Origin of the sequence: Pseudoduganella sp. LjRoot289 (assembly GCF_964252925.1) — a bacterium.
In the GTDB taxonomy this organism is placed as follows: Bacteria; Pseudomonadota; Gammaproteobacteria; order Burkholderiales; family Burkholderiaceae_D; genus Rugamonas.
In genome coordinates this window covers 5,602,617-5,624,946 of sequence record NZ_CAXUPN020000001.1, presented here as the reverse complement: position 1 = coordinate 5,624,946, position 22,330 = coordinate 5,602,617, and the positions used below count along the sequence as shown (strand labels likewise).

At 66.7% G+C, this 22,330-nt stretch carries 20 protein-coding genes and 1 pseudogene; 11 read left to right on the top strand and 10 right to left on the bottom strand.

Going from position 1 to position 22,330, the window contains the following annotated elements; genetic code table 11:
- Positions 1 to 34: 34 nt before the first annotated feature.
- The 9 genes from bioB to ACSQ8Y_RS24015 all read right to left on the bottom strand — a co-directional run bounded on the left by bioB (position 35) and on the right by ACSQ8Y_RS24015 (position 10,314).
- Complete coding sequence (gene bioB / locus ACSQ8Y_RS24055) at positions 35 to 1,078, bottom strand: biotin synthase BioB (protein WP_436268928.1); 1,044 nt, start codon at positions 1,076 to 1,078, stop codon at positions 35 to 37.
- A gap of 13 nt (positions 1,079 to 1,091) precedes the next feature.
- On the bottom strand, positions 1,092 to 1,964 hold the full coding sequence (gene bioD / locus ACSQ8Y_RS24050) for a dethiobiotin synthase (protein WP_436268927.1): 873 nt from the start codon (positions 1,962 to 1,964) through the stop codon (positions 1,092 to 1,094).
- Entirely contained in the window at positions 1,954 to 3,150 is a 1,197-nt protein-coding gene (gene bioF, locus ACSQ8Y_RS24045; RefSeq protein ID WP_436268926.1) for an 8-amino-7-oxononanoate synthase, read from the bottom strand. The genes bioD and bioF overlap by 11 nt, the downstream gene beginning before the upstream one ends.
- Entirely contained in the window at positions 3,150 to 4,499 is a 1,350-nt protein-coding gene (bioA, locus tag ACSQ8Y_RS24040) for an adenosylmethionine--8-amino-7-oxononanoate transaminase (RefSeq protein WP_436268925.1), read from the bottom strand. Before bioA ends, bioF begins: the two co-directional genes overlap by 1 nt.
- A 22-nt stretch (positions 4,500 to 4,521) precedes the next feature.
- Complete coding sequence (locus ACSQ8Y_RS24035; protein WP_436268924.1) at positions 4,522 to 5,307, bottom strand: enoyl-CoA hydratase/isomerase family protein; 786 nt, start codon at positions 5,305 to 5,307, stop codon at positions 4,522 to 4,524.
- A gap of 10 nt (positions 5,308 to 5,317) precedes the next feature.
- The gene (locus tag ACSQ8Y_RS24030) at positions 5,318 to 6,940 is read right to left on the bottom strand and encodes a carboxyl transferase domain-containing protein (RefSeq protein ID WP_436268923.1); all 1,623 of its coding nucleotides are present in this window, start codon (positions 6,938 to 6,940) and stop codon (positions 5,318 to 5,320) included.
- Positions 6,941 to 6,985: 45 nt separating this feature from the next.
- The gene (locus tag ACSQ8Y_RS24025) at positions 6,986 to 7,405 is read right to left on the bottom strand and encodes a YchJ family protein (protein ID WP_436268922.1); all 420 of its coding nucleotides are present in this window, start codon (positions 7,403 to 7,405) and stop codon (positions 6,986 to 6,988) included.
- Between the two features lie 72 nt (positions 7,406 to 7,477).
- A complete protein-coding gene (locus ACSQ8Y_RS24020; protein ID WP_436268921.1) occupies positions 7,478 to 8,794 on the bottom strand; it encodes a D-amino acid dehydrogenase in 1,317 nt (438 codons plus the stop codon).
- 50 nt (positions 8,795 to 8,844) lie between these two features.
- A complete protein-coding gene (locus ACSQ8Y_RS24015) occupies positions 8,845 to 10,314 on the bottom strand; it encodes a serine hydrolase domain-containing protein (RefSeq protein ID WP_436268920.1) in 1,470 nt (489 codons plus the stop codon).
- A 32-nt stretch (positions 10,315 to 10,346) separates the two neighbouring features.
- On the opposite strand from ACSQ8Y_RS24015, the gene ACSQ8Y_RS24010 reads away from it, so the two are divergent.
- From ACSQ8Y_RS24010 to ACSQ8Y_RS23960, 11 genes and pseudogenes are all read left to right on the top strand, one after another.
- Positions 10,347 to 10,553, top strand: a complete 207-nt coding sequence (locus ACSQ8Y_RS24010) for a hypothetical protein (RefSeq protein ID WP_436268919.1) — start codon at positions 10,347 to 10,349, stop codon at positions 10,551 to 10,553.
- On the top strand, positions 10,550 to 11,293 hold the full coding sequence (locus tag ACSQ8Y_RS24005) for a GntR family transcriptional regulator (protein WP_436268918.1): 744 nt from the start codon (positions 10,550 to 10,552) through the stop codon (positions 11,291 to 11,293). The genes ACSQ8Y_RS24010 and ACSQ8Y_RS24005 overlap by 4 nt, the downstream gene beginning before the upstream one ends.
- A 114-nt stretch (positions 11,294 to 11,407) precedes the next feature.
- The gene (locus ACSQ8Y_RS24000; RefSeq protein WP_436268917.1) at positions 11,408 to 12,289 is read left to right on the top strand and encodes an N-acetylmuramic acid 6-phosphate etherase; all 882 of its coding nucleotides are present in this window, start codon (positions 11,408 to 11,410) and stop codon (positions 12,287 to 12,289) included.
- Between the two features lie 21 nt (positions 12,290 to 12,310).
- Entirely contained in the window at positions 12,311 to 13,576 is a 1,266-nt protein-coding gene (locus ACSQ8Y_RS23995) for an MFS transporter (protein WP_436268916.1), read from the top strand.
- Between the two features lie 60 nt (positions 13,577 to 13,636).
- On the top strand, positions 13,637 to 15,298 hold the full coding sequence (locus ACSQ8Y_RS23990) for a glycoside hydrolase family 10 protein (protein WP_436268915.1): 1,662 nt from the start codon (positions 13,637 to 13,639) through the stop codon (positions 15,296 to 15,298).
- A gap of 169 nt (positions 15,299 to 15,467) precedes the next feature.
- Positions 15,468 to 16,385 (top strand): N-acetylglucosamine kinase, encoded by a 918-nt coding sequence (locus tag ACSQ8Y_RS23985; protein ID WP_436268914.1) that lies wholly within the window; start codon positions 15,468 to 15,470, stop codon positions 16,383 to 16,385.
- A 13-nt stretch (positions 16,386 to 16,398) separates the two neighbouring features.
- Positions 16,399 to 17,172 (top strand): annotated as a pseudogene (locus tag ACSQ8Y_RS23980) (N-acetylmuramoyl-L-alanine amidase); the annotation flags it as partial.
- A 277-nt stretch (positions 17,173 to 17,449) separates the two neighbouring features.
- Entirely contained in the window at positions 17,450 to 18,355 is a 906-nt protein-coding gene (locus ACSQ8Y_RS23975) for a LysR family transcriptional regulator (RefSeq protein ID WP_436268913.1), read from the top strand.
- Positions 18,352 to 18,960 (top strand): M15 family metallopeptidase, encoded by a 609-nt coding sequence (locus ACSQ8Y_RS23970; RefSeq protein WP_436268912.1) that lies wholly within the window; start codon positions 18,352 to 18,354, stop codon positions 18,958 to 18,960. The genes ACSQ8Y_RS23975 and ACSQ8Y_RS23970 overlap by 4 nt, the downstream gene beginning before the upstream one ends.
- A 177-nt stretch (positions 18,961 to 19,137) precedes the next feature.
- On the top strand, positions 19,138 to 19,758 hold the full coding sequence (locus ACSQ8Y_RS23965) for a PEP-CTERM sorting domain-containing protein (RefSeq protein WP_436268911.1): 621 nt from the start codon (positions 19,138 to 19,140) through the stop codon (positions 19,756 to 19,758).
- 211 nt (positions 19,759 to 19,969) lie between these two features.
- Complete coding sequence (locus ACSQ8Y_RS23960) at positions 19,970 to 20,572, top strand: hypothetical protein (protein ID WP_436268910.1); 603 nt, start codon at positions 19,970 to 19,972, stop codon at positions 20,570 to 20,572.
- A gap of 85 nt (positions 20,573 to 20,657) precedes the next feature.
- Here the strand turns inward: ACSQ8Y_RS23960 and ACSQ8Y_RS23955 are convergent, their stop codons facing one another.
- Positions 20,658 to 22,328: a D-alanyl-D-alanine carboxypeptidase/D-alanyl-D-alanine-endopeptidase gene (locus tag ACSQ8Y_RS23955; protein WP_436268909.1), complete on the bottom strand. Its 1,671-nt coding sequence runs from the start codon at positions 22,326 to 22,328 to the stop codon at positions 20,658 to 20,660.
- Positions 22,329 to 22,330 lie beyond the last annotated feature (2 nt).

Sequence of the window (22,330 nt, the reverse complement as noted above, 5' to 3'; positions counted from 1 at the left end):
CAGCATGGGTTCCCGCAGACGCGGGAACGACAAGTCAGCAGGCGCAGCTTTCTTTTTGCACCGATTCCAGCGTGCTGGCGCGCGTGTTCAGGCCCAGCTTGGCCAGCAGCGCGCGGTCGTCGTTCGCTTCCGGGTTGTCGGTGGTGAGCAGCTTGTCGCCGTAGAAGATTGAATTGGCGCCGGCCAGGAAGCACATGGCTTGCACCGCTTCACCCATCTGGCGGCGGCCGGCGGACAGGCGCACGCGCGCCTTCGGCATCGTGATGCGGGCCACGGCGATGGTGCGCACGAATTCGAACGGGTCCAGCGGGTCCATGCCGTGCAGCGGCGTGCCTTCCACCTGCACCAGGTGGTTGACCGGCACCGACTCCGGGTAGGGGTTCAGGTTGGCCAGCTGCGCGATCAGGCCGGCGCGCTGCAAACGCGTCTCGCCCATGCCGACGATGCCGCCGCAGCATACCTTCAGGCCGGCGTTGCGCACGTGGCCCAGCGTGTCCAGGCGGTCCTGGTATTCGCGGGTGGAGATCACGTTGTTGTAGAACTCGGGCGCGGTGTCCAGGTTGTGGTTGTAGTAGTCCAGGCCGGCGGCCTTGAGGCGCTCGGCCTGCTGCTCTTCCAGCATGCCCAGCGTGGCGCAGGTTTCCAGGCCCAGGGCCTTCACTTCGCGCACCATCTCTTCGACCTTGTCCATGTCGCGCTCTTTCGGGCTGCGCCATGCGGCGCCCATGCAGAAGCGCGTGGCGCCGTTTTCCTTCGCCTGGCGCGCCGCTTCCAGCACGGTGTCGATGCCGAGGATCTTCTTGGCTTCGACGCCGGTGTCGTAGCGCGCGGCCTGCGGGCAGTAGCTGCAGTCCTCCTCGCAGCCGCCGGTCTTGATCGACAGCAGCGTGGCCAGTTCCACGTCGCCCGCCGGGAAGTGGGCACGATGGGTTTCCTGCGCGCGGAACATCAGTTCATTGAACGGCAGTTCGAACAGCGCCATCACGTCGTCCAGCGGCCAGGTGGCCGCTTCGGGCAGCTTGATGGCGGCGGCGGGGCGGTGCAGTTCTACGGTTTTCGGTTCTTGCAGGGACATCATGTTTCCTTCACGTTCAGGTATTGTTGCGGCGGGCCGGCCAGTTCGGCAGGCCCGTGAAATTCAGGTGCGCAGCGGCTGCCGCGGCAGTCGGCGGCGCCAGGCGCGGCACGCGGCCCAGCAGCGGCGCGGGGATGCGCGCGGCCAGCGCCGCCACGTTTTCGTCGGCGAAATGCATCTCGCTTTCCAGCTCGTTGGCGACCCAGCCCACCAGGGCCAGGCCGCGCGCGACGATCGCTTCGGCCGTCAGCAGCGCGTGGCTGATGCAACCGAGGCGCAAGCCGACCACCAGGATCACCGGCAGGTCCAGCTGCTGCGCCAGGTCGGCGGTGTCGAAGCTGTCGTTCAGGGGCACGCGGAAACCGCCCACGCCCTCGACCACCACCGCGTCGGTGGCGGCGGCGATTTCGAGATAGGCGGCCAGGATGGGCACCGCCTCTATCGTCACGCCTTCCATGGCGGCTGCGATGTGCGGCGCCGCCGGCTCTTTCAGCATGTAGGGCGTGGTCAGCGACTGCAGCATGGTCACGTTGCCGGCCGCGATCAGCTGATCGGCATCGTCGTTGTGCAGTTCGCCGTCGCGCATCCCGGCGCCGGCGGCGACCGGCTTCATGCCGCAGGCGCGCACGCCCTGCTTCACCAGCGCGTGCAGCAGCGCCGACGACACCAGCGTCTTGCCGATTTCGGTGTCGGTGCCGGTGACGAAGCAGGCAAATCTCGGCGGCAAGCCTGCCGCGGCGGCCACGGGTGACGGTGCGGGCGCGGTTTTTTTCGCCGTTGCCGCATCCTGCACCCCCACCGCCACGCCGATCGCCAGATCGGTGGACGGCTCGGCGGTGATGATGTCGGGCGAGTCGGCGGTAATGATGACCGGATCTTCAAGGCTCATGGCTGCTCCTTTCCAATGCGTTCAGTGCGGCGATCAATTGTTCCACTTCCGCCGCCGTGTGGCCTGCGGTCAAGGTCACGCGCAGGCGGGAAGTGCCTTGCGGGACCGTCGGCGGGCGGATGCCGCCGACCCACAGGCCCTGCGCGTACAGGGCCGCGGCCGCGCGCATCGTCTCCGGGTTCTCGCCGATGATGATGGGCTGGATCGAGGTGTCCGACGGCATGTGCTGCCAGCGCTCCAGCTTCAGGCCCGCGCGCAGCTGTTTGACGAGACTGTGCACGTTGGCGCGGCGCGCGCGGCCTTCTTCGCCGGCGATGATGTCGATGCTGGTCAGCAGCGAGTGCGCCAGGGCCGGCGGCGCGGCGGTGGTAAAGATGTAGGGGCGGGCTTTCTGGATCAGCGTTTCGATGACGATTTCATGCGCCGCCACGAAGGCGCCGCCGACGCCGGCGGCCTTGCCCAGGGTGCCCATGTACACCAGGTAGGGCGAGCGCAGGCCGAAATGCTCCAGCGCGCCGCGTCCGTTCTCGCCCAGGGTGCCGAAGCCGTGCGCGTCGTCCACCACCAGCCAGGCGCCGTGCCGTTCGCATAGCGCGAGCAGCGCCGGCAGCGGCGCCAGGTCGCCGTCCATGCTGAACACGGAATCGGTGACGACGATCTTGGTGGCGGCGGTGCTGGCGGCCAGCAGGCCGGCCAGCGCTTCCACGTCGGCGTGGCCATACACCTTGATGGCCGTGCGCGACAGGCGCGCGCCGTCGATCAGCGAGGCGTGGTTCAGCGATTCGGAGAAGAACTCGGTATCCTTGTCGCCCGCCGCCAGGCCGGTCAGCACGCCCAGGTTGGCCATGTAGCCGGTGCAGAAGTACAGCGCGCGCGGCGACACCAGGTTGGGACCGACGAATTCGGCCAGCCGTTCTTCCAGCAGCGTGTGGGCGCGGCTATGGCCGCTGATCAGGTGCGACGCGCCGCTGCCGGCGCCGTACAGCGACACGCCTTCCTGCAGCGCCGCCGTCACGCGCGGGTGGCTGGCGAGGCTCAGGTAGTCGTTGCTGCTGAAGCACAGTACTTCGCGGCCGTCCACCGTCAGGCGCGGACCGGTCGGCGATTCCACCGTGCGGCGCTTGCGTATCAGGCTGCGCGCTTCCAGGCCGTCCAGCTGGGTTTGGAGTTTGTTCAGCAGTTCCATCAGTTGCTCCCCGCAATCGTCGTTTCAAACACGGCCAGCGTGCGGGCGGCCAGGCCGTCGATTTCCTCGTCGTCGAGGATGTAGGGCGGCATCAGGTACACCGTCGGGCCGATGGGGCGCAGCAGCAGCTCCTGGCGCGTGGCCTCGGCGAAGAAGCGGCGCGAGAAGGTCGGGCCGGCGTCGATGGCGTCGAAGGCCCAGATCATGCCTTGCCGGCGCGCGTTCCTGATGCGGGCGTGGTTCGCCAGCGGCTCCAGTGCCTTGCTCAGGCGCGCGGCGCGCACGCGGTTCGTTTCCAGCACATTGTCTTCTTCGAAGATGTCCAGCGTGGCCAGCGCGGCGCGGCAGGCCAGCGGGTTGCCGGTGTAGGAGTGCGAGTGCAGGAAGCCGCGCGTGACGTCGGCGCTGTAGAAGGCCTGGTAGATCTCGTCGCGCGACAGCACCAGCGACAAGGGCAGGTAGCCGCCGCTGATGCCCTTGGACAGGCACAGGAAGTCCGGCCAGATGCCGGCCTGCTCGCAGGCGAAGAAGGTGCCGGTGCGGCCGCAGCCGACGGCGATTTCATCGCAGATCAGGTGCACCGCATGCCGGTCGCACAGGGCGCGCAGCAGTTGCAGATAGAGCGGGTCGTGCATCGCCATGCCGGTGGCGCATTGCACCAGCGGCTCGACGATGATGGCGGCGATCTTGTCGCCGCGCTCCATGAACAGGCGTTCCACGTCGGCGGCGGCACGCCGCGCCACGTCTTGGGCGGTTTCACCATCGGCGGCCTGGCGCGCGTCCGGCGACATCACCGTCTGCGTGGCGCGCAGCAGCGGGCCGTAGGCGTCCTTGAACAGCGCCACGTCGGTGACGGCCAATGCACCGATGGTTTCGCCGTGGTAGCTGCCCTTCAGGCAGACGAATTCCTGCTTGTCGGCCCGGCCCAGGTTGCGCCAGGAGTGGAAGCTCATCTTCAAAGCGATTTCGACGGCGGAGGCGCCGTCCGAGGCGTAGAAGGCGTGGCCGAGATTGTGGCCGGTCAGCGCGGCCAGGCGCTCGGACAGCTCGATCACCGGCTCGTGCGTGAAGCCGGCCAGCATGGCGTGCTCCAGCGAGTCCAGCTGATCCTTCAGCGCGGCGTTGATGCGCGGATTGGCGTGGCCGAACAGGTTCACCCACCAGGAGCTGATCGCGTCCAGGTAGCGGCGGCCATCATGGTCGTACAGCCAGGCGCCGCGGCCGTGCTTGACCGGGATCAGGGGCACAGTCTCGTGGTGCTGCATCTGGGTGCACGGATGCCAGACACTGCGCAGGCTGCGTGCTACCCAGTCGCTCGAGGCGCTGTCACTTTGTTGAGTTGGTTCCAAACATGCTCCATTAGTTTAGGCACTAGCCTAGCCAGGCCGGCTTGCGCTTCTCCAGGAAGGATTGCACCCCTTCCCGGCCCTGCTCCGAGGCGCGGATGTGCGCAATGCGCAGCGCCGTGTCAGCCAGCAGCGCGTCGGTGACCGGTTCTCCGGCCACGTCGCGCACCAGCGCTTTGGCTTCCTTGACTGCGTTCGGGCTGTTGCCCAGCAGTGCCTTGACGATCTCCGCGACTTTCGCGTCGATGCCGTCCGCCGGCGTCACCTCGTGGGCGAAACCGATGCGGTGGGCCTCCGCCGCGCCAAAGCGCTCGGCGGTCAGGAAGTAGCGGCGCGCAGCCTGCTCGCCCATGGCTTTGATGACATAAGGTGAAATGGTAGCCGGAATCAATCCCAGCTTCACTTCGCTCAGGCAGAAATTGGCCACATCGGCCGCCACCACCACGTCGCAGGCGGCAACCAGGCCCATGCCGCCGGCGTAGCAGTCGCCGTGCACCCTGGCCACGACGGGCTTGGGGCACAGGTAGATGGTGCGCAGCATTTCCGCCAGTTGCATGGCATCGGCGCTGTTCTCGGCGTGCGTGTAGCCCGCCATCGCCTTCATCCAGTTCAAGTCGCCGCCGGCGCAGAACGCCGGGCCGTTGGCGGCCAGTACGATTACGCGTACCAGCTCGTTCCTGCCCAGTTCATCGAAGGCCAGCGTGATGTCGTTGATGGTCTTCTCGTTGAAGGCATTGCGCACGTCCGGACGGTTCAGCGTCACGGTCGCCAGTTTACCTGCGATGGCCACTTCCAGGGTCTCGTAAGTCATATAATCCCCCTTACATCCGGAACACGCCGAACTTCGTGTCCGGGATCTCGGCGTTGAGCGCGGCGGACAGGCCCAGGCCCAGCACCATGCGGGTGTCGGCGGGATCGATCACGCCGTCGTCCCACAGGCGCGCGGTGGCATAGTAAGGGTGGCCCTGGTGCTCGTACTGGTCCTTGATCGGCTGCTTGAAGGCCGCTTCCTCTTCGGCGCTCCACTGTCCGCCCTTGGCCTCGATGCCGTCGCGCTTGACCGTGGCCAGCACCGACGCGGCCTGGTCGCCGCCCATCACCGAGATGCGCGCGTTCGGCCACATCCACATGAAGCGCGGCGAGTAGGCGCGGCCGCACATGCCGTAGTTGCCGGCGCCGAAGCTGCCGCCGATGATGACGGTGAACTTCGGCACGGCGGCGGTGGCGACGGCGGTCACCATCTTGGCGCCGTTGCGGGCGATGCCTTCGTTTTCGTACTTGCGGCCGACCATGAAACCGGTGATATTTTGCAGGAACACCAGCGGGATCTTGCGCTGCGCACACAGTTCGATGAAGTGCGCGCCCTTGAGCGCGGACTCCGAGAACAGGATGCCGTTGTTGGCGATGATGCCGACCTTCATGCCGTAGATGTGGGCGAAGCCGCACACCAGCGTGGTGCCGTAGCGCGCCTTGAATTCATCGAAGTCGCTGCCGTCGACGATGCGCGCGATCACCTCGCGGATATCGAAAGGCTTGCGGGTGTCGACCGGGATCACGCCGTACAGTTCCTGGGTCGGGTATTTCGGCTCCACGGACGCACGCAAGGCCATCTGCTGCGGCTTGACGCGGTTCAGGTTCGAGACGATGGTGCGCGCCAGCGACAGCGCGTGCAGATCGTTCTGCGCCAGGTGGTCGACCACGCCGGACAAGCGCGTGTGCACGTCGCCGCCGCCCAGGTCTTCCGCCGTCACCACTTCGCCGGTGGCCGCCTTCACCAGCGGCGGGCCGCCCAGGAAGATGGTGCCCTGTTCCTTGACGATGATGGACTCGTCGCTCATGGCCGGCACATAGGCGCCGCCGGCGGTGCAGGAACCCATCACCACGGCGATCTGCGGGATGCCCTTGGCCGACATATTGGCCTGGTTGAAGAAGATGCGGCCGAAATGGTCGCGGTCCGGGAACACGTCGTCCTGGTTGGGCAGGTTGGCGCCGCCCGAGTCCACCAGGTAGATGCAGGGCAGGTTGTTCTCGTCGGCGATTTCCTGCGCCCGCAGGTGCTTTTTCACGGTGACCGGGTAGTAGGTGCCGCCCTTGACGGTGGCGTCGTTGCAGACGATGACGCATTCCAGGCCCGAGACGCGGCCGATGCCGGTGATGATGCCGGCGGCCGGCGCCGCGTCCACGCCCTTGGCGTCCCGGTACATGCCGTAGGCGGCCATTTGCGAGAATTCGAGGAAGGGCGTGCCGGGATCGAGCAGCATCTGCACGCGGTCGCGCGGCAGCAATTTGCCGCGCGCGACGTGCTTGTCGCGCGCCAGTTCGCCGCCGCCCAGGGCGATCTTGGCGACTTTGTCGCGCAGGTCGTCGACCAGGGCCTGCATGGCCGACGCGTTGGACTTGAAGTCCTCGCTGCGCGGATTGAGTTTGCTTTCGATATGCGGCATTCGGGTTCCTCTTGTTCTGGTCGCGTCGTCAGGCACGCGTGCTGTCTATTCGGGGAAAGTACCGTCCACGTAAAACCAGCGCGGCCCCTCCGGAGAGGACTCGCGCAGAAAGCGGCTGACTTCGTGCAGGCGCTGGCCGCGCCCGTTGAGGCGGAAACGTGCCACAAATTCAACAAAGTCTTCGTTATCTGCTTTACGTTGACGTAAACGTAAAGCAGATTTTACCTCAAGTCCCAGCCATTGCAACTTCTCATTGCTGCTTATTATGGGCTCTTTGGGACGGGTGCTGGCATGCCATGTGGCCTGCAGATAGGCCTCCTTGCCCAGGCAGTAGGCGGAATAGCGCGAGCGCATCAGCGTCTCGGCGGTCGGCGCCAGCGCCGCGCCCTCTATATAAGGGCCGCAGCAGGCGGCAAACGAGGGGCCGCCGCAAGGGCAGGCTGCAGGGGATTTGGACTTGGACATCGCGTATGGCGGACAGCGGAAATCCCGCAATTATCCGCCATAACGGCCGCCTGGGTACGTATTGCCAGGCTTTCAAGGCGCCAGCGTCAGGCCGTCCAGGGCGAAGGGCGTGGATTTGCCGCGCATCAGGTCGGCCAGCAGGGCGGCGGTGCCGCAGGCGAAGGTGAAGCCGAGCGGGCCGTGGCCGACGTTGAGCCACAGGTTGGGGTAGCGCGTGGCGCCGATGATGGGGGCGCTGTTCGGCGTGGCGGGGCGCAGGCCGGCCCAGGCCTCGGCCCGGCTGTAGTCGGCCGCCGCCGGCATGGCCGCGCGCGCCAGCCGCTTCAGGCCCGCCACCCGTCCCGGGTCCAGGCTGGTGTCCTCGCCCACCATGTCCACCATGGCGGCAATGCGCAGGCTGCCGCCGATGCGCGCGTACAGCACTTTGCGTTCGAAGTCGGTGACGCTGATCTCCGGCGCCAGGTCCTGCGGACGGATCGGTGCGGTCAGGCTGTAGCCTTTCAGCGGGTAGATCGGCAGGTAGATGCCGGCGCTGGCCGCCAGGCTGCGGCTCTGGACGCCCGCCGCCAGCACGAACTGCTCGCCCGCGATCCAGCCCACGCTGGTGTCGAGCGCGGAAATCCGGCCCCGCTCGGCGAAGATATTGCGCACTTCGGCCTGGACCACGCCCTCGAAACGCGGATGGGCGCGCATGCGCTGCTCCAGTGCCAGGCAAAACGCGTGGCAGTCGGCCACGGCCTCGCCCTTGTTATAGATGCCGCCCGCCAGCTGCGGGCTCAGCTCGGCCAGGGCCGGTTCCATGCGGGCCGTGTCGGCCGCCGTCAGCACCAGCCGTTTGCCCTCGGTGTGCGGACGGGCCACGGCAGCGTCGAACACTTTTTGGGAGCGGTACACCACCAGTTTGCCGGCGTCGCGCCAGTCGAACGCGGACAGCGGCAGCGCCAGTTCCAGCTGCGCCATGGCGTTGCGGCTCAGCTCGCCCAGCTCCAGCAGCTTGGCGGTGGTGCGCGCATTGCTGGCGGCGTTGCAGTTGGCCAGGAAGCTGGCCAGCCAGCGCCACTGGCGCAGGTCGGCCTCGGGCCGGAAGCGCAGCGGGCCGTCCTTCTGGAACAGCCATTGCAGCGCCTTCAGCGGCACGCCGGCGTCGGCCAGCGGCGCGACGTAGCGGTAGCTGAGCTGGCCGCCGTTGCGGTAGCTCGACGCGGTGCCCATGGCGGGCGCGCGCTCGAGCAGCGTCACGCGATAGCCGGCCTCGAGCAGCCACCAGGCGGATGTCAGACCCACCACGCCGCCGCCTATGACCACTACCTGCTTAGTATGCTGCTGCATCGGGAGAACCGTGAAATGTCGATGATGCCGAGTGTGGCGGCTGCTATCGCATCTTTCCAATGAATCGTCATGCGCAAGCCATAACCTCCGGTCATGCGCGAATCGATGCCTTAATCGGTGCGCTCATCAGTCCGGCCCAGCACCGCGCGGCGGTGCAAGGCGGTGAGTATCGTTTCCTCCGAACGCGACAGCGCGGAGTACTGGCCGGGGTCCTGCTCCGGATCGCTGCCGAAGCCGCCGATCAGCGACACCAGGCCGTTGCGCCCCGCCAGGTCGACCGCGAAGGTGGACATCAGCCCGTAGGCCTCGCCGTGGTGGCCGACCGCGCTGAAGCCGCCGCCGCGCACCAGGCGGTTGCCCTGGCCCTGTATGTTGGCAAAGCGCTGCGTGCCCAGGCCCCAGCTGTGGTACAGGCCGCGCAGGGTGTCACCGTTGTTGTGCCTGTAAGTCCACTGCTCGCTGAACATCAGCCGCAGCGTTTCCGGCTTGAGTATCTGCCTGCCTTCGTGGCGGCCCTGATTGATCAGCATCAGCATGATCTTGCCCAGGTCCGGCGCCGAGATGCGCAGGCCGCCGGTGGGGCTGAACAGCGTGCCGTTGCTGCCGATGACGTAGCCGGCGATGCCGGCCGGGGCGGCGGGCGGCGCCGCGCCGTAGTCGTCCACCTGCGCGATCCAGGGGCCGGCCGGATCCCAGACTGCCGTGTCCCTGGTGCGCTTGCGGTACAGCGTGGCCGTGTCCGCCAATTCGGCGTCCAAGAACGCCGCGGTGTTGTAGCCGCCGCGCAGCCCCATCGGCGCCAGCAGCAGGCGTTGCATCAGGCGGTCGAAGCGCTCGCCGCTGACGCGTTCCATGATGGTGCCGATCACGCCCCAGTTCAGGTTGCAATAAGTGAAGTAGGCGCCCGGTGCGGTGTCCTGCCCGTCCGCCGCGCTGCCGGCGTCGGCCATACCGGGCGTGCCGGCGGCGCCGGGCGTATTGCCCGGGCTGGCCGGGCCGGCCCACATGGCGCCGCTGCCGTACTTCGCGCCCCCGGACAGCAGCACCTCGGCGAGCGTGGTATCGGTGCCCCAGGAGTAGCCGGCGTCGTCGCGCAGCGAGGAAGTATGGCTCAGCAGATGGCGCAGGGTGATGACGCGGTCGGGGTAATGCGGATTGCGCAGCGGGAAGCCGAGGTAGGCGCCGGCATCGGTATCGAGCCCCAGCCTGCCCTGTTCCACCAGCATCATGACGCCTAAGGTCGTCATCATCTTCGAAATCGACGCGATGCGGAACATGGTGGCGGGCGTGACCGGCGCGGCCGCGCCCTGACCCGTGGTGTCGATGCGGCGCAGGCCGAATTGTTGCTGGTACGTCAGCTTGCCGTCGCGGATGGCCACTACCGACAGCCCGGACAGCGGATGGCGGACGTCGTTGACGACGGCCGCCAGCTCGCGGTCCAGCTGCGTGGCGGCGCTGGCTGCGAGGGAAACGGCGGAAGCGGCGGCAGTGGCGGCAGGGCGCTTAGGCGCGGCTGGTCCGGCCGCCACCGCCTGCATCATGCCGCCGCCCATCAAAGCCCATCCCAGCATCGTCCGCATGCCCAGTCTCATCGCCGCTCCATTGCATTGTCATGAATGCAGCATACGGCGCCGGCGCGGCGCTTGCCAATGAAATCGCCGCATCGGCGCATAACTTGGCGCTATGCCCGGTGGCTGAGCATGGCCTCAGCCGTCGCATAACCCGGCGTCATGCGTTGCCGGTATATTTTCATGCGAGCAAAAATGAGCGCAAATTGGCCATCGCTATTACACTAGATGCCTTAGGAGATACCGTATGAGCCAGACCAGCGTTGAATTTCAAGCTGATGCAAAAGACAATTCGCCGCTGTACATGCAGATTGCACGCAAGTTAAGCGATGATGTACGTAATGGACGCTACCAGGTCGACCAGGCGCTGCCGTCCGAACGCACGCTGTCCGAACTGTTGAACGTATCGCGCGTCACCGCGCGTAAAGCCATCGACCAGTTGGTCGAGCAGGGCCTGGTGGTGCGCCGCCGCGGTTCAGGCAACTATATCGCCCCGCGCATCGAACAGCCGTTGTCCAATCTGACCAGTTTTTCAGAGCAGTTGCAGCAGCGCGGCTACAAGCCCGGGTCGCGCTGGCTGCAGCGCGCCATCGTCAGCGCCAGCGCGGACGAGCAGATGAGTCTGGCCCTCTCGCCCAACAGCAAGGTGGCCCGCCTGGAACGGCTGCGCCTGGCGGACGACGTGGTGATGGCTTACGAGGTCAGCGTGCTGCCGCAAAGCGTGGTGCCGCGCCCGGAAGCGGTTGGCGATTCGCTGTATGAATTCCTGGACGCTGCAGGCAAGGCGCCGTCGCGCGCGCTGCAGCACATCCGCGCCATGAACGCCTCGGCCGAACTGGCGCGCCAGCTGGACGTGCCGGAAGGCCACGCGGTGCTGTTTATCACCCGCATCGCCTACCTGGAGACGGGCGAGGCGGTGGAGCTGACCCATTCCTACTGCCGCAGCGACCACTACGATTTTGTGGCCGAGATGCGCCGCGCGCCGGGCTAGGGCGGCCCGGCCGCCGCATAACTTCAGGGCATGCCCGGGCATCGAGCTTTCATGGGCACGCCTTGCTGTTTTGGTATTACACTGGTCTCATCGTATCACTACCGACAGATGACGATGTTAAAAACCGAAACACCTAGCCAGCAGCACGCGCAGCTGGATCTCTACCCGGACGCCGCACTGGTGGCCGCCTTCATCGACGACCAGTTCAACGCCGTGCGCGCCGTGCACGAGGCGGCGCCGCAAATCGCAGCCGCCGTCGCCGCCGCCCTGCCGCGCCTGGAAGCGGGCGGGCGACTGATCTATGCCGGCGCCGGCACCTCGGGCCGGCTCGGCGTGCTCGACAGCGTCGAACTCCATCCCACCTTCTCCTGGCCGCACGAGCGCGCGCTGGCCCTGCTGGCCGGTGGCCGCGGCGCCATGTTCCTGGCGGTGGAAGGCGCGGAGGACGACCGCGGACAGGGCGCGGCCGATTTGCTGGCGTTGCAGCCCGGCGTCAACGACGTGGTCTTCCTGCTGGCGGCCTCGGGCGGCACGCCTTATGTGCTGGGCGCGCTGCACGCAGCCCGCGCGGCGGGCGCGCTGACGGTCGGCCTGGCCAACAACGTGGAGTCGCCGGTGGCGCTGGAGGCCGAGATCGGCATTACGCTGAATACGGGCGAAGAGGTCATTTCAGGCAGTACGCGGCTGAAGGCGGGCACTTCCCAGAAGATCGCGTTGAATACCATATCGAGCGCGCTGATGGTGCGTTTGCACAAGGTCTACGGCAACCTGATGGTAGACTTGAAGCCCACCAACGCCAAGCTGGTGCAGCGCTCCGTGCGCCTGACCATGCACGCCACCGGCGTGGACGAAGCCGCCGCCCGCGCCACGCTGGAGCAGTGCCACTTCCATGTCAAGGTCGCCATCGTGGCGCTGCTCAACAAGCAGACCACGGAGCAGGCGCGCGCCGCGCTGGCACTGGCGGGCGGCAGCGTGAGGGCGGCGCTGGCGGCATAGAACACGAAATCAAAGGACGGAATGGAAGCAGCGCATCAACGTAGCCCCTGGTGGTGGATCCCCAGTTTGTATTTCGGCCAGGGCATACCCTACGTGGTGGTCATGACCTTGTCGGTGGCGATGTATAAGAACACCGGCGTTTCCAACACCGATATCGCGCTCTACACCGGCTGGCTGTACCTGCCGTGGGTCGTCAAGCCGCTGTGGTCGCCCGTGGTGGAGTTGCTGGGCACCAAGCGCACCTGGATCATCGCGCTGCAGTTGCTGATAGGCGCATCATTGGCCGGGGTCGCTTTCACCACCCGGCTTCCCAATTTCTTCCAGGCCAGCCTGGCGGTGCTATGGCTGATGGCCTTCAGTTCGGCCACGCACGACATCGCCGCCGACGGCTTCTACATGCTCGGCCTGCGCCAGCAGCAACAAGCCGCCTTCGTCGGCGTACGCTCCACCTTCTACCGGCTGGCGATGATAGCCGGGCAGGGCGGGCTGCTCTACCTGGCCGGCCGGCTGACCGAAAAACTGGGCGACCCGCACGTGGCCTGGTCCATCGTGCTGTTCATCCTGGCCGGCCTGTTCGGCCTGCTTTTCGTCTATCACTTCTTCCTGCTGCCCGAGCCTGCCGCCGACGTGCGCGCTCCCCGGGGCGGCGACCTGTTCCGTGAATTTTTCGCCACCTTCGCCGCCTTCTTCCGCAAGAAGGACATCCTGGTCACGCTGGGTTTCCTGCTGCTGTTCCGCCTCGGCGAAGCGCAATTGCTGAAGCTGGCCGTACCCTTCCTGCTCGATCCCGTGGACAAGGGGGGGCTGGGCCTGAGCACGTCCGAAGTCGGGCTGGTGTATGGCACCATCGGCATCGTCGCGCTGACCCTGGGCGGCCTGGCGGGCGGCGTGGTGATTTCGCGCTTCGGCCTGAAGCGTTGCCTGTGGCCGATGGCCTTCGCGGTGCACTTGCCGGACCTGGTCTTCGTCTACCTGTCCAGCGCGCTGCCGGAGAATATCTACCTGATCTCGGCCGCCATGGCGGTCGAGCAGTTCGGCTACGGCTTCGGATTCACGTCCTATATGCTGTACATGATCATGGTGGCCGACGGCGAGCATAAAACCGCGCACTACGCGATCTGCACCGGTTTCATGGCCTTGGGCATGATGCTGCCGCAAATGGCCAGCGGCTGGATCCAGCAGATGCTGGGTTACCAGCACTTCTTCATGTGGGTCTGCCTGGCAACGATACCGGCATTCATCATGACTGCGCTGATCAAGATCGACCCGGCATTCGGGCGCGAATGAAGGACGGCGATGGCGTTGCCCGTGGCGCTACAATACGGCCGCATCCAATGAATCGAGGACATGGTTTTGGCTTTTAATCCGAAGAAACGGCACACCCTGGCCGCTGGCGCCGCCGCCGCGCTGGCCACCTTCCTGGGCGCCTGCAGCACCACGCCGCTGGCGCCGGGGCCGGGCACCGGTCCGGCGCTGCCGTCCGCGCCCGGCGCCACGGCCGGCCCGGCGCCCAGCCTGACCGGCGCCATGCCGCCGCCCGCGCCGCGCGAATTCCGCGCCGCCTGGGTCTCCACCGTCGCCAATATCGACTGGCCGAGCCGCGCCGGCTTGCCGGTGGCCAGGCAGCAGGCCGAGGCCATCGCCATACTCGACCGCGCCAAGGCGCTCAACCTGAACGCCATCGTGCTGCAGGTGCGCCCCAGCGCCGACGCGATCTACCCGTCCGAGCTGGAGCCGTGGACCGAATACCTGACGGGCCAGCAAGGCAAGGCGCCGTCGCCGATGTACGACCCGCTGAAATTCTGGATCGACCAGGCCCACGCGCGCGGCCTGGAGTTGCACGCCTGGTTCAATCCCTACCGCGCGCGCCACGCCACCGCCAAATCGCCGGCTGCGCGCGACCATATCTCCATCACCAAGCCGCAGACGGTGAAGACCTACGGCCGCTACCAGTGGATGGACCCGGGCGAGGCGGACGCGTCCCGGCACACACTGGACGTGGTGCTGGACGTGGTCAAGCGCTACGACATCGACGGCGTCCACATCGACGATTATTTCTACCCTTATCCGATCGAAGCGCCGGGCATGGCCGGCGAGGCCGCCGCGCTGGAGGCCGGCAATGGCGGCAACGGCGCGGCGCGCCCCGAACTCGACTTCCCCGACCAGCCCGCCTGGCAGCGCTACCTGGCCAGCGGCGGCGCGCTGGACCGCGCGTCGTGGCGCCGCCAGAACGTCAACCAGCTGATCGAGGCGATGTACACCGGCATCCACCGCGAAAAATCGTGGGTGCGCTTCGGCATCAGCCCGTTCGGCATCGGCCGCCCGGACCGCCGCCCGCCCGGCATCCTCGGCTTCAGCCAGTACGACAAGCTGTACGCCGACGCCGAGCTGTGGCTGAAGAACGGCTGGCTCGATTACCTTGCGCCGCAGTTGTACTGGGCCATCGCCCAGCCGCCGCAGGCGTTCGACGTGCTGCTCGACTACTGGCTGCGCGAAAACACGCGCGGCCGCCATGTCTGGCCGGGGCTGTACACCAGCCGCATCGACGCGAGCGCGAAATCGTTCGAGCCGGACGAGATCGTCAAGCAGATCGGCGTCACCCGCAGCCGGGAAGGCCGGGGTGGCAACAGCATCGGCCATGTGCACTTCAGCATCGCGGCCCTGATGCAGAACCGCAAAGGCATCAGCGACCAGCTGAAGAGCGTCAGTTACCAGAGCGCGGCGCTGATACCGGCCACGCCATGGCTGGGGTCGGCAGCACCGGGCGCGCCGACCGTGGGCGCGCGGCGCGGTTCGGCCGGCCTGGACTTGAAACTGAGCGCGGGCAGGGGCGCCACCCAATACGCGATCTGGGCGCGCTACGGCGGAGAATGGCGCTTCACCATCGCGCCGGCCACGCGCAGCGAAGTCACGCTGGCCGACGAGGGCGGCGTCGCGGCGGGTGCGGTGGTGGTCAGCGCGGTCGACCGCCTCGGCAACGAAAGCGAGCGCGTCACGGCTCAGCTGTAACGTTGACGCCCCTGGGGTCAGGCCTGCAATCGTGCATTTGTTTCCTGGTGGTCGCGCGTGTGCGGGCCCGGTGGCCCCGCCCGGCGCCGGCTGGCCATAACTTTTTGGAATGACGCATGGTGAAGGTTTCATAAAATCAACGTGGCTTTTCACTTTACACTGGCCCACTATGGGTAAATCTGACAAAGACATCACGCTGGGCCTGGGCATCGACGCCGGCGGCACGCAAACGCGCTGGGCGCTGGCCGACGCGGCGGGCATCATCGTCGCCGAAGGCAGCGTGGCCGGTTTGTCGGCTTTGCAGATGGGCAACGACGCGGGCCGGAAGGCCGTGCGCGCCACTTTCGCCGGCCTGGCCGAGGACGTGCTCGCCAGCGGCCGGCCGCACCGCGTCTGCGCCGGCCTGACCGGCTTCGGCGGCGACAGCGAACTGCTGGCCGAGTGGCTGGCCGAACTGCTGGGCATACATCCGGACACCGTCATCGTCTCGAACGACATCGAAATCGCCTACCTGGACAGTTTCCGGCCCGGCGAAGGCTACCTGGTCTACGCGGGCACCGGTTCCATCGCCGCCTACATCGACAAGAGCGGCGTGTTCCACCGCGCCGGCGGCCGTGGCGTGACCTTGGACGACGGCGGCGGCGGCTTCTGGATCGCGCGCGAAGCGCTGCGCCGCGTCTGGCGCCGCGAGGACGAAGAACCGGGCGCCTGGGAGGACTCGCCCATGGCGCGCGCCGTGTTCGACCATGTCGGCGGCAGCGACTGGGCGTTCTCGCGCCAGTTCATCTACGGCCGCGAGCGCGGCGAAGTCGGCAAGCTGGCGCTGGCGGTCGCCGCCAGCGCAGAACAGGACCCGGCCGCGCGCCTGATCTTGCAGCAGGCCGGACGCGAACTGGCCCGGCTTGGCAGCGCGCTGGTGGCGCGCTTCGGCGTGCGCCCGGTGGTGCTGGCCGGCCGCGCCGCCGAGCTGCACCCGCTGATCGCGGAAACCATGCGCGCCGCCTTGCCGCCCGAGGTGCCGCTGCGGCGCAAGACCGCCCAGCCCCATTTCGCCGCCGCCCGCATGGCCGCGCAACCCAAGCATTAACCATGGAGACTTAATGAACAAATTCCTGCTCACCGCCCTGGTCGCCCTGCTGGCCGGTTGCGCCGGCGCACCGCCGCCGCGCCTGGACAACAGCCTGTCCGCGCGCAGCCAGAGCAGCCGTGTGAAGTTCATCGTGATCCACTACACGGTGTCCGACCTGCCGCGCTCGATCAAGACCCTGACCGAGCAGGAAGTGAGCAGTCACTATCTGCTCACGGACGAGCCCGAGCCGAAGTTCTATACCCTGGTCGATGAATCGCGCATGTCCAACCACGCCGGAATCAGCAGCTGGAAGACCTATGCCAACCTCAATCCCATGTCGATCGGCATCGAAATCGTCAACCCGGGCTACAAGAACACTCCGGCAGGCCGGGTCTGGTATCCCTTCCCGCAGGCGCAGATAGACCAGCTGATTCCGCTGCTCAAGCAGATCGTCGCCCGCCACAATATTGCGCCGCAGAACATCCTCGGTCATAGCGACATAGCGCCCCAGCGCAAGCAAGACCCCGGTCCCTTGTTCCCTTGGCATCAGCTGGCCGCTGCGGGGCTGATCACCTGGCCCGATGCCAGCCAGGTCGCAGTCCAGCGCGCCGCCTTCGAGAACCAGTTGCCGGACGTGGCCTGGTTCCAGCGGAAACTGGCCCAGCATGGCTACGCCGTGCCGCAAACGGGCGTGCTGGACGAGGCGACCCGCAATGTCATGTTCGCTTTCCAGTCGAAATACCGCCCGGCCAACTGCGACGGCAAGCCGGACGCCGAATCGGCCGCCATCCTCGAAGTGCTGGCGCCGTCGCCGAAGCCGGCCGCGCCTGCCATGACGCCGCCGGTGGCGCCGCCCGTCCAGCCAACGCAGCCAGCCCAGCCGCCTTCCCCTGCTGCTGCGCAAGCAGTCGTGCCGGCGATGCCGCCCGCACCTGCGGTGCCCCCTGCGCCGCCAGCGCCGCCCGTGGAGCCGTCCGAGGCCCAGTTGCAGCCATGACGTCATTGCACCGCCCCCGGCTTTCCCCTATCCTGCACAGATTCCGCAGGGCAAGCACTGCGGCCTTGGGTCGAGGATAGAAGCAATGCGGCTGCGCCATATAGAAGTGTTCCATGCCATCATGCAGGTCGGTACGATCAGCGGCGCTGCCCAGGTGCTGCATATTTCGCAGCCCGCCGTGACCAAGGTCCTGCAGCACTGCGAGCTGCAGCTGGGCATGCCGCTGTTCGAGCGCGTGCGCGGCAAGCTCTACCCCAAGCCCGAGGCGCACCGCCTGTTCGCCGAGACCGAAAAACTGAACCGCGACCTGCAAGGCATCCGCCGCCTGGCGGCCAGCCTCAAGGGCCGCGCCATTGAAACCATCCGCCTGGTGTCGACGCCGACGGTGGCCATCAGTGTGCTGCCGCTGGCCATGAGCGCCTGGCGCAGGGAGTTCCCGGGCACACGCTGCGAGCTGGCCACCCACCACACCAGCGAGATCGTCAACACGCTGCGCCTGGGCGAAGCCGACCTGGCCCTGTCGCTGCAGGACCCGCGCCACCCCGGCATCGTCGCCGAGCCGCTGGCGCAGGGCGTGATGACGGCGATCGCGCCCACCGGCACCTGGAGCGCCGCCGACTGCGCCGCGCCGCTGGGCGCGCCCGGCCTGACGGGCGAGCTGATCGGCCACGCCGACAACGACCCGCTGGGCGAGATGGTGGTGGCCGCCTGCGAAGCGCAGGGCCTGCATCCAGTGTTCCACACCGTGGTGCAAACCTACCAGATCGCGCGCTCGCTGGTCGAGGCCGGCGGCGGCATGGCGGTGGTCGATCCGTTCACGGCCGCCTCCGCCAACTGCGGGCTGGTGCAGCGCCGCGCGTGGGCCCCGGCGATTCCGGTCCAGCTCTACCTGTTGACGGCGGGTCACGCGCCGCTGTCGCATGGCGCGCGCCAGCTGGCCGGCTGCATCGCCACCGCCGCGCGCGCCTGCCTGGAAAAAGCGCCGCGATGAACACCATACGCAACGAAGAGGTGCCGGCCAGCGCGGACTTCCGGCACCTGGGCAGCATCGCCGGCATCGCCGTCGAGTTGCGCTACGCCACGCCGGACAACTTTGTCGGGCGCGACCTGTACTCGCCGCACGACTGCGCCTGGCTGCACCGCGACGCCGCCGCCGCGCTGGAAAAAGCCGTGGCCTGGCTGGGCGAAAAACGTCCGGGGCATAAATTGCTGGTGCTGGACGCCCTGCGGCCGCAACGGGTGCAGGAAGAACTGTGGGCGGCACTGCAGGGCACCGACCTGCTTGGCTACCTGGCCGAGCCGGCGCGCGGCTCCATCCACTCCTTCGGCATGGCGGTCGACATCACCATAGTGGATGGGCAAGGCCGCGAACTCGACATGGGTACCGGCTTCGACGACCTGACCGAGTTGTCCCATCCCGCGCTGGAAGCGGCCATGCTGGCGCGCGGCGCCATCAGCGCCGCGCAGATCGCCAACCGCGAATTGCTGCGCGGCGCCATGTTCCAGGCCGGCTTTGCGGGCATCAACAGCGAGTGGTGGCATTTCGACTGCGGCGACCGGGTCCTGGTACGGCAGCAATACACGCGTGTGCTGTGATGGCTCCCCTGAATTGTTTAATTGTAAGCATTTGATTTTGCAAAGTTTGTCGGGAATTTTTACAGTTCTCAAAAGAAACTGCAATTATCGATATGCAAGTCATTGATTTATAACAATGCATTGTTCCTGGCACCATTATTGCTACTCACAAAAGTAATCTTAACTGTGGGTAACCCAATGAAAATCAAATCACTGATCGGTGCGATGGCTTTGCTGGCCGCCAGCGGCGCGCAAGCAAACCTCATCACCAACGGCAACTTCGAACTCGGCCTTACCGGCTGGGCCACCAGCGGTAACGTCGACGTGACCGATATTTCGCTTAGCGGCAATTACTTTGGCGCCGGCAGCATCGCCGCCAATGGCAAAAAAATGGCCACCTTCAACGCCGGCGATAAATCGACCAACGGCCGCCTGTCGCAGGCCTTTGCCACCGTGGCCAACGAAACCTACCAGTGGGACTTCGACTACGGCGTGACGGCTGGCGGTGCGCAAGCTCTGCGCGCAACCGTCCTGGGCTTTGACGGCGCAACCTTGATCACGAACGTCGTCGAAGACGCGGTAACCGGCGCGCTGAATCACTTCAGCTTTACGTTCGTCGGCAATGGCAACCAGGCGACGATCCGTTTCCAGGACTTGAACCAGAACGTCACGGTCAGCCTGGACGGCGTGGTCGACAACGTCGTGGTGAATGGCCTGGGACCAGCGAGTGCACCGGGCACCGTGCCTGAGCCAGCGTCGCTGGCACTGATGGGCCTGGGCCTGGCCGGCCTGTTTGCATCGCGCCGCCGCCAGAAGTAATTGCACGGGGCGGCATGCGCTGTCGCCCTGTTTAGTCAAGCTCGTTGCCTCGACGCCTTGCCTTCCTTCGTTCCCCCATTTGATAAAACGCAAGCCATGGCCTGAAGTAGCGGTAGGACCGCGTTCGCCGATTAGACTGGTTGAGGGCAGTCGGGTGGAACTGCATATCCTGGTTGCCAAGTGACATCCTTTTATCTTGGAGGAAGTTAACATGGAAAAATCAATCGGATTGGGCCTGCGTTCCGCAGCTGCTTTCATCGCCTCTACGGCCTTGCTGGTATCGGTGTCGGCATCGGACAGGTACGGGGAGCACGACGATCGCGGCGACCACGATGAGAGCCCGGTGAGTGTGAGCCAGGTGAAGCGGGGATTTGAAGTCGTGCCACCTGGTGTGAAACTTGATCTGTCCGGAAAGAATCGCGCCCTGGTTGGGTTGGGCAGCTACATCGTCAACACCAGCGGGTGCATCGATTGCCACTCTCATCCGGCGTATTCGCCCGGCAGCGATCCGTTCAAGGGCGAGCCCGAGCGTATTAACGCGGAAGAATACCTGTCCGGCGGACGGAAGTTCGGTCCCGTCATTACGTCCGCGAACATCACGCCGGACTATGCCGGCAAGCCGGCCGGGCTGAGCCGGGCCGAGTTCATCCAGATGATGCGAACCGGCCACAATCCGAAAGATCCACCGGGCACCATCGTGCAAGTCATGCCCTGGCCGGTGTTTGGCAAAAAGACCGAGCGTGACTTGAGCGCGATGTACGAGTACCTCCGGGCGATTCCATCCTTGCCAGATAACCCCCACCCCGGACCCTGAACTGCGCCCGGCTGGCCGGCAAGCGCCCCGGCCACAAACTATTGCTGCGTGCCGGCCACAGGCGCGTGCGCTCCTCGCAGTTTGTCTATTTCCCGCTTAGCGCCACCCAGTCGACCAGCGCGTCGATGGCCTTGCGGCCGTTGCCGTTGCCGGTCAGCTCGTGGTTGATCATCGCCACCACGATGCACAGTTCGCCATTCGCGTCGGGCACATAGCCGGCGATGGCGACCACATTTTTCAGCGTGCCGGTCTTCACCCGCGCGCGCGCGGCCGCCGCGCTGTCTTTCAGGCGGCGCTTCATGGTGCCGTCCACCGCCGCGATCGGCAAGCTGGTCAAAAATTCCGGCATCCACAAACTCTTTTGCGCCGCCTGCAGCAGCCCGGCCATCTGCGCCGGACGCACGCGCTCGCTGCGCGACAGGCCGGAACCGTTTTCCAGCACCAGGCCGGTGTCGTCGATGCCGTGGCGCTGCATCCATGCGCGTATCACCTGCTCCGAGCGGGCTGCCGTGGACGCGGCGCTGCCGGGCGCCGGTTCGCCGCCGCCGGGAATCGTGGCGGGCGCCACCGTGTCGCTGCCCAGGGACTCGCCGGGGGCCGCCAGATGCAGGAATGGGATGGGACGGCTGCCCAGCACGGGGTCCGGCTCCAGCGCGCCCAGCGTGAGGAACAGGGTGCGGGCCAGGCCGTTGTCCGATGGTTTGTTGATGTCGCGCAGCACCTCCGCCAGCGGCCGGGATACATGCTCGGCCAGCAAGCGGGTTGGCAACGGCGCAGGCGGCGCCGCGCCAAGCGTGCCGGCCGGTGGCGCGGCGATGGCAACGCCGGCAGGAATAGCGGCAGGCACAGCGGCAGGCACAGCGGCAGGCACAGCGGCAGGGCCGGCAGCGGTGCCGGCGCCGGCACCCGCTGTGGCCTCGAGCGCGCGGCCGGTGAACGTGCCTCCCAGGCGAGCCCAACTGGTGCGAAACAGGCGTTCGATGTAGTCGTTGCGTTCCAGTACGTTGATCACCGTCGTCTTGCTGCAATTCCTGGGGAAGCTGCCATGCAGGCGTACCGTGATTTTTGAGCCCTTGCGCGTGTAGTCCGGCAGCTTCCAGCCAGCTTCCCATTTGGCGCACTCGCCATCGACCAGCGTCATGTCCGATGCTATGGTCACCAGTTCCAGCTGCGGCAGCATGCCCAGCTGCAGCTTGCCGTCCATGGAATTGATGTCCACCCGCAGCAGATTCATGTTCAGCAGCAGCGCGTCCGGGATGATGTTGTAGTAGGCCTCGGGCGATTCGTCGAACGGCGCGGCGCCGACATCGGTGCGCCCGGGCTGGAACAGCTGGCGATCCAGCACCAGGTTGCCGGTGATCTTGCGGATACCCTGGGTGCGCAGCTTTTCCAGCATGTGCACCAGCACGTCCTCGTTGAAGTCGGGATCCGCGCCGCCGCGCAGGACCAGGTCGCCCTGCAGTGCGCCGTTCACCACCGGGGCGCTGCTGCGCAATTCGGTGCGCGCCTTGAACACCGGCCCCAGCTGGTCGAGGCCGACCATGGTGGTCACCAGCTTCATCGTCGAGGCCGGCTGCATGGGGCGGTCCGCGTTGTGCGACAGCAGCGGCACGCCGCCGCGCAGCACCACCGCGCCGACCGCGTCGTCGGGAATGCCGGCGGCCTGCAGCGCGCGCATCACCGGTTCCGGCAACTGGGCATGGGCGCTTGCAGCCGCGGCGGCCAGCAGGGTGGCGATGGTCAGGCGACGGAGCATGC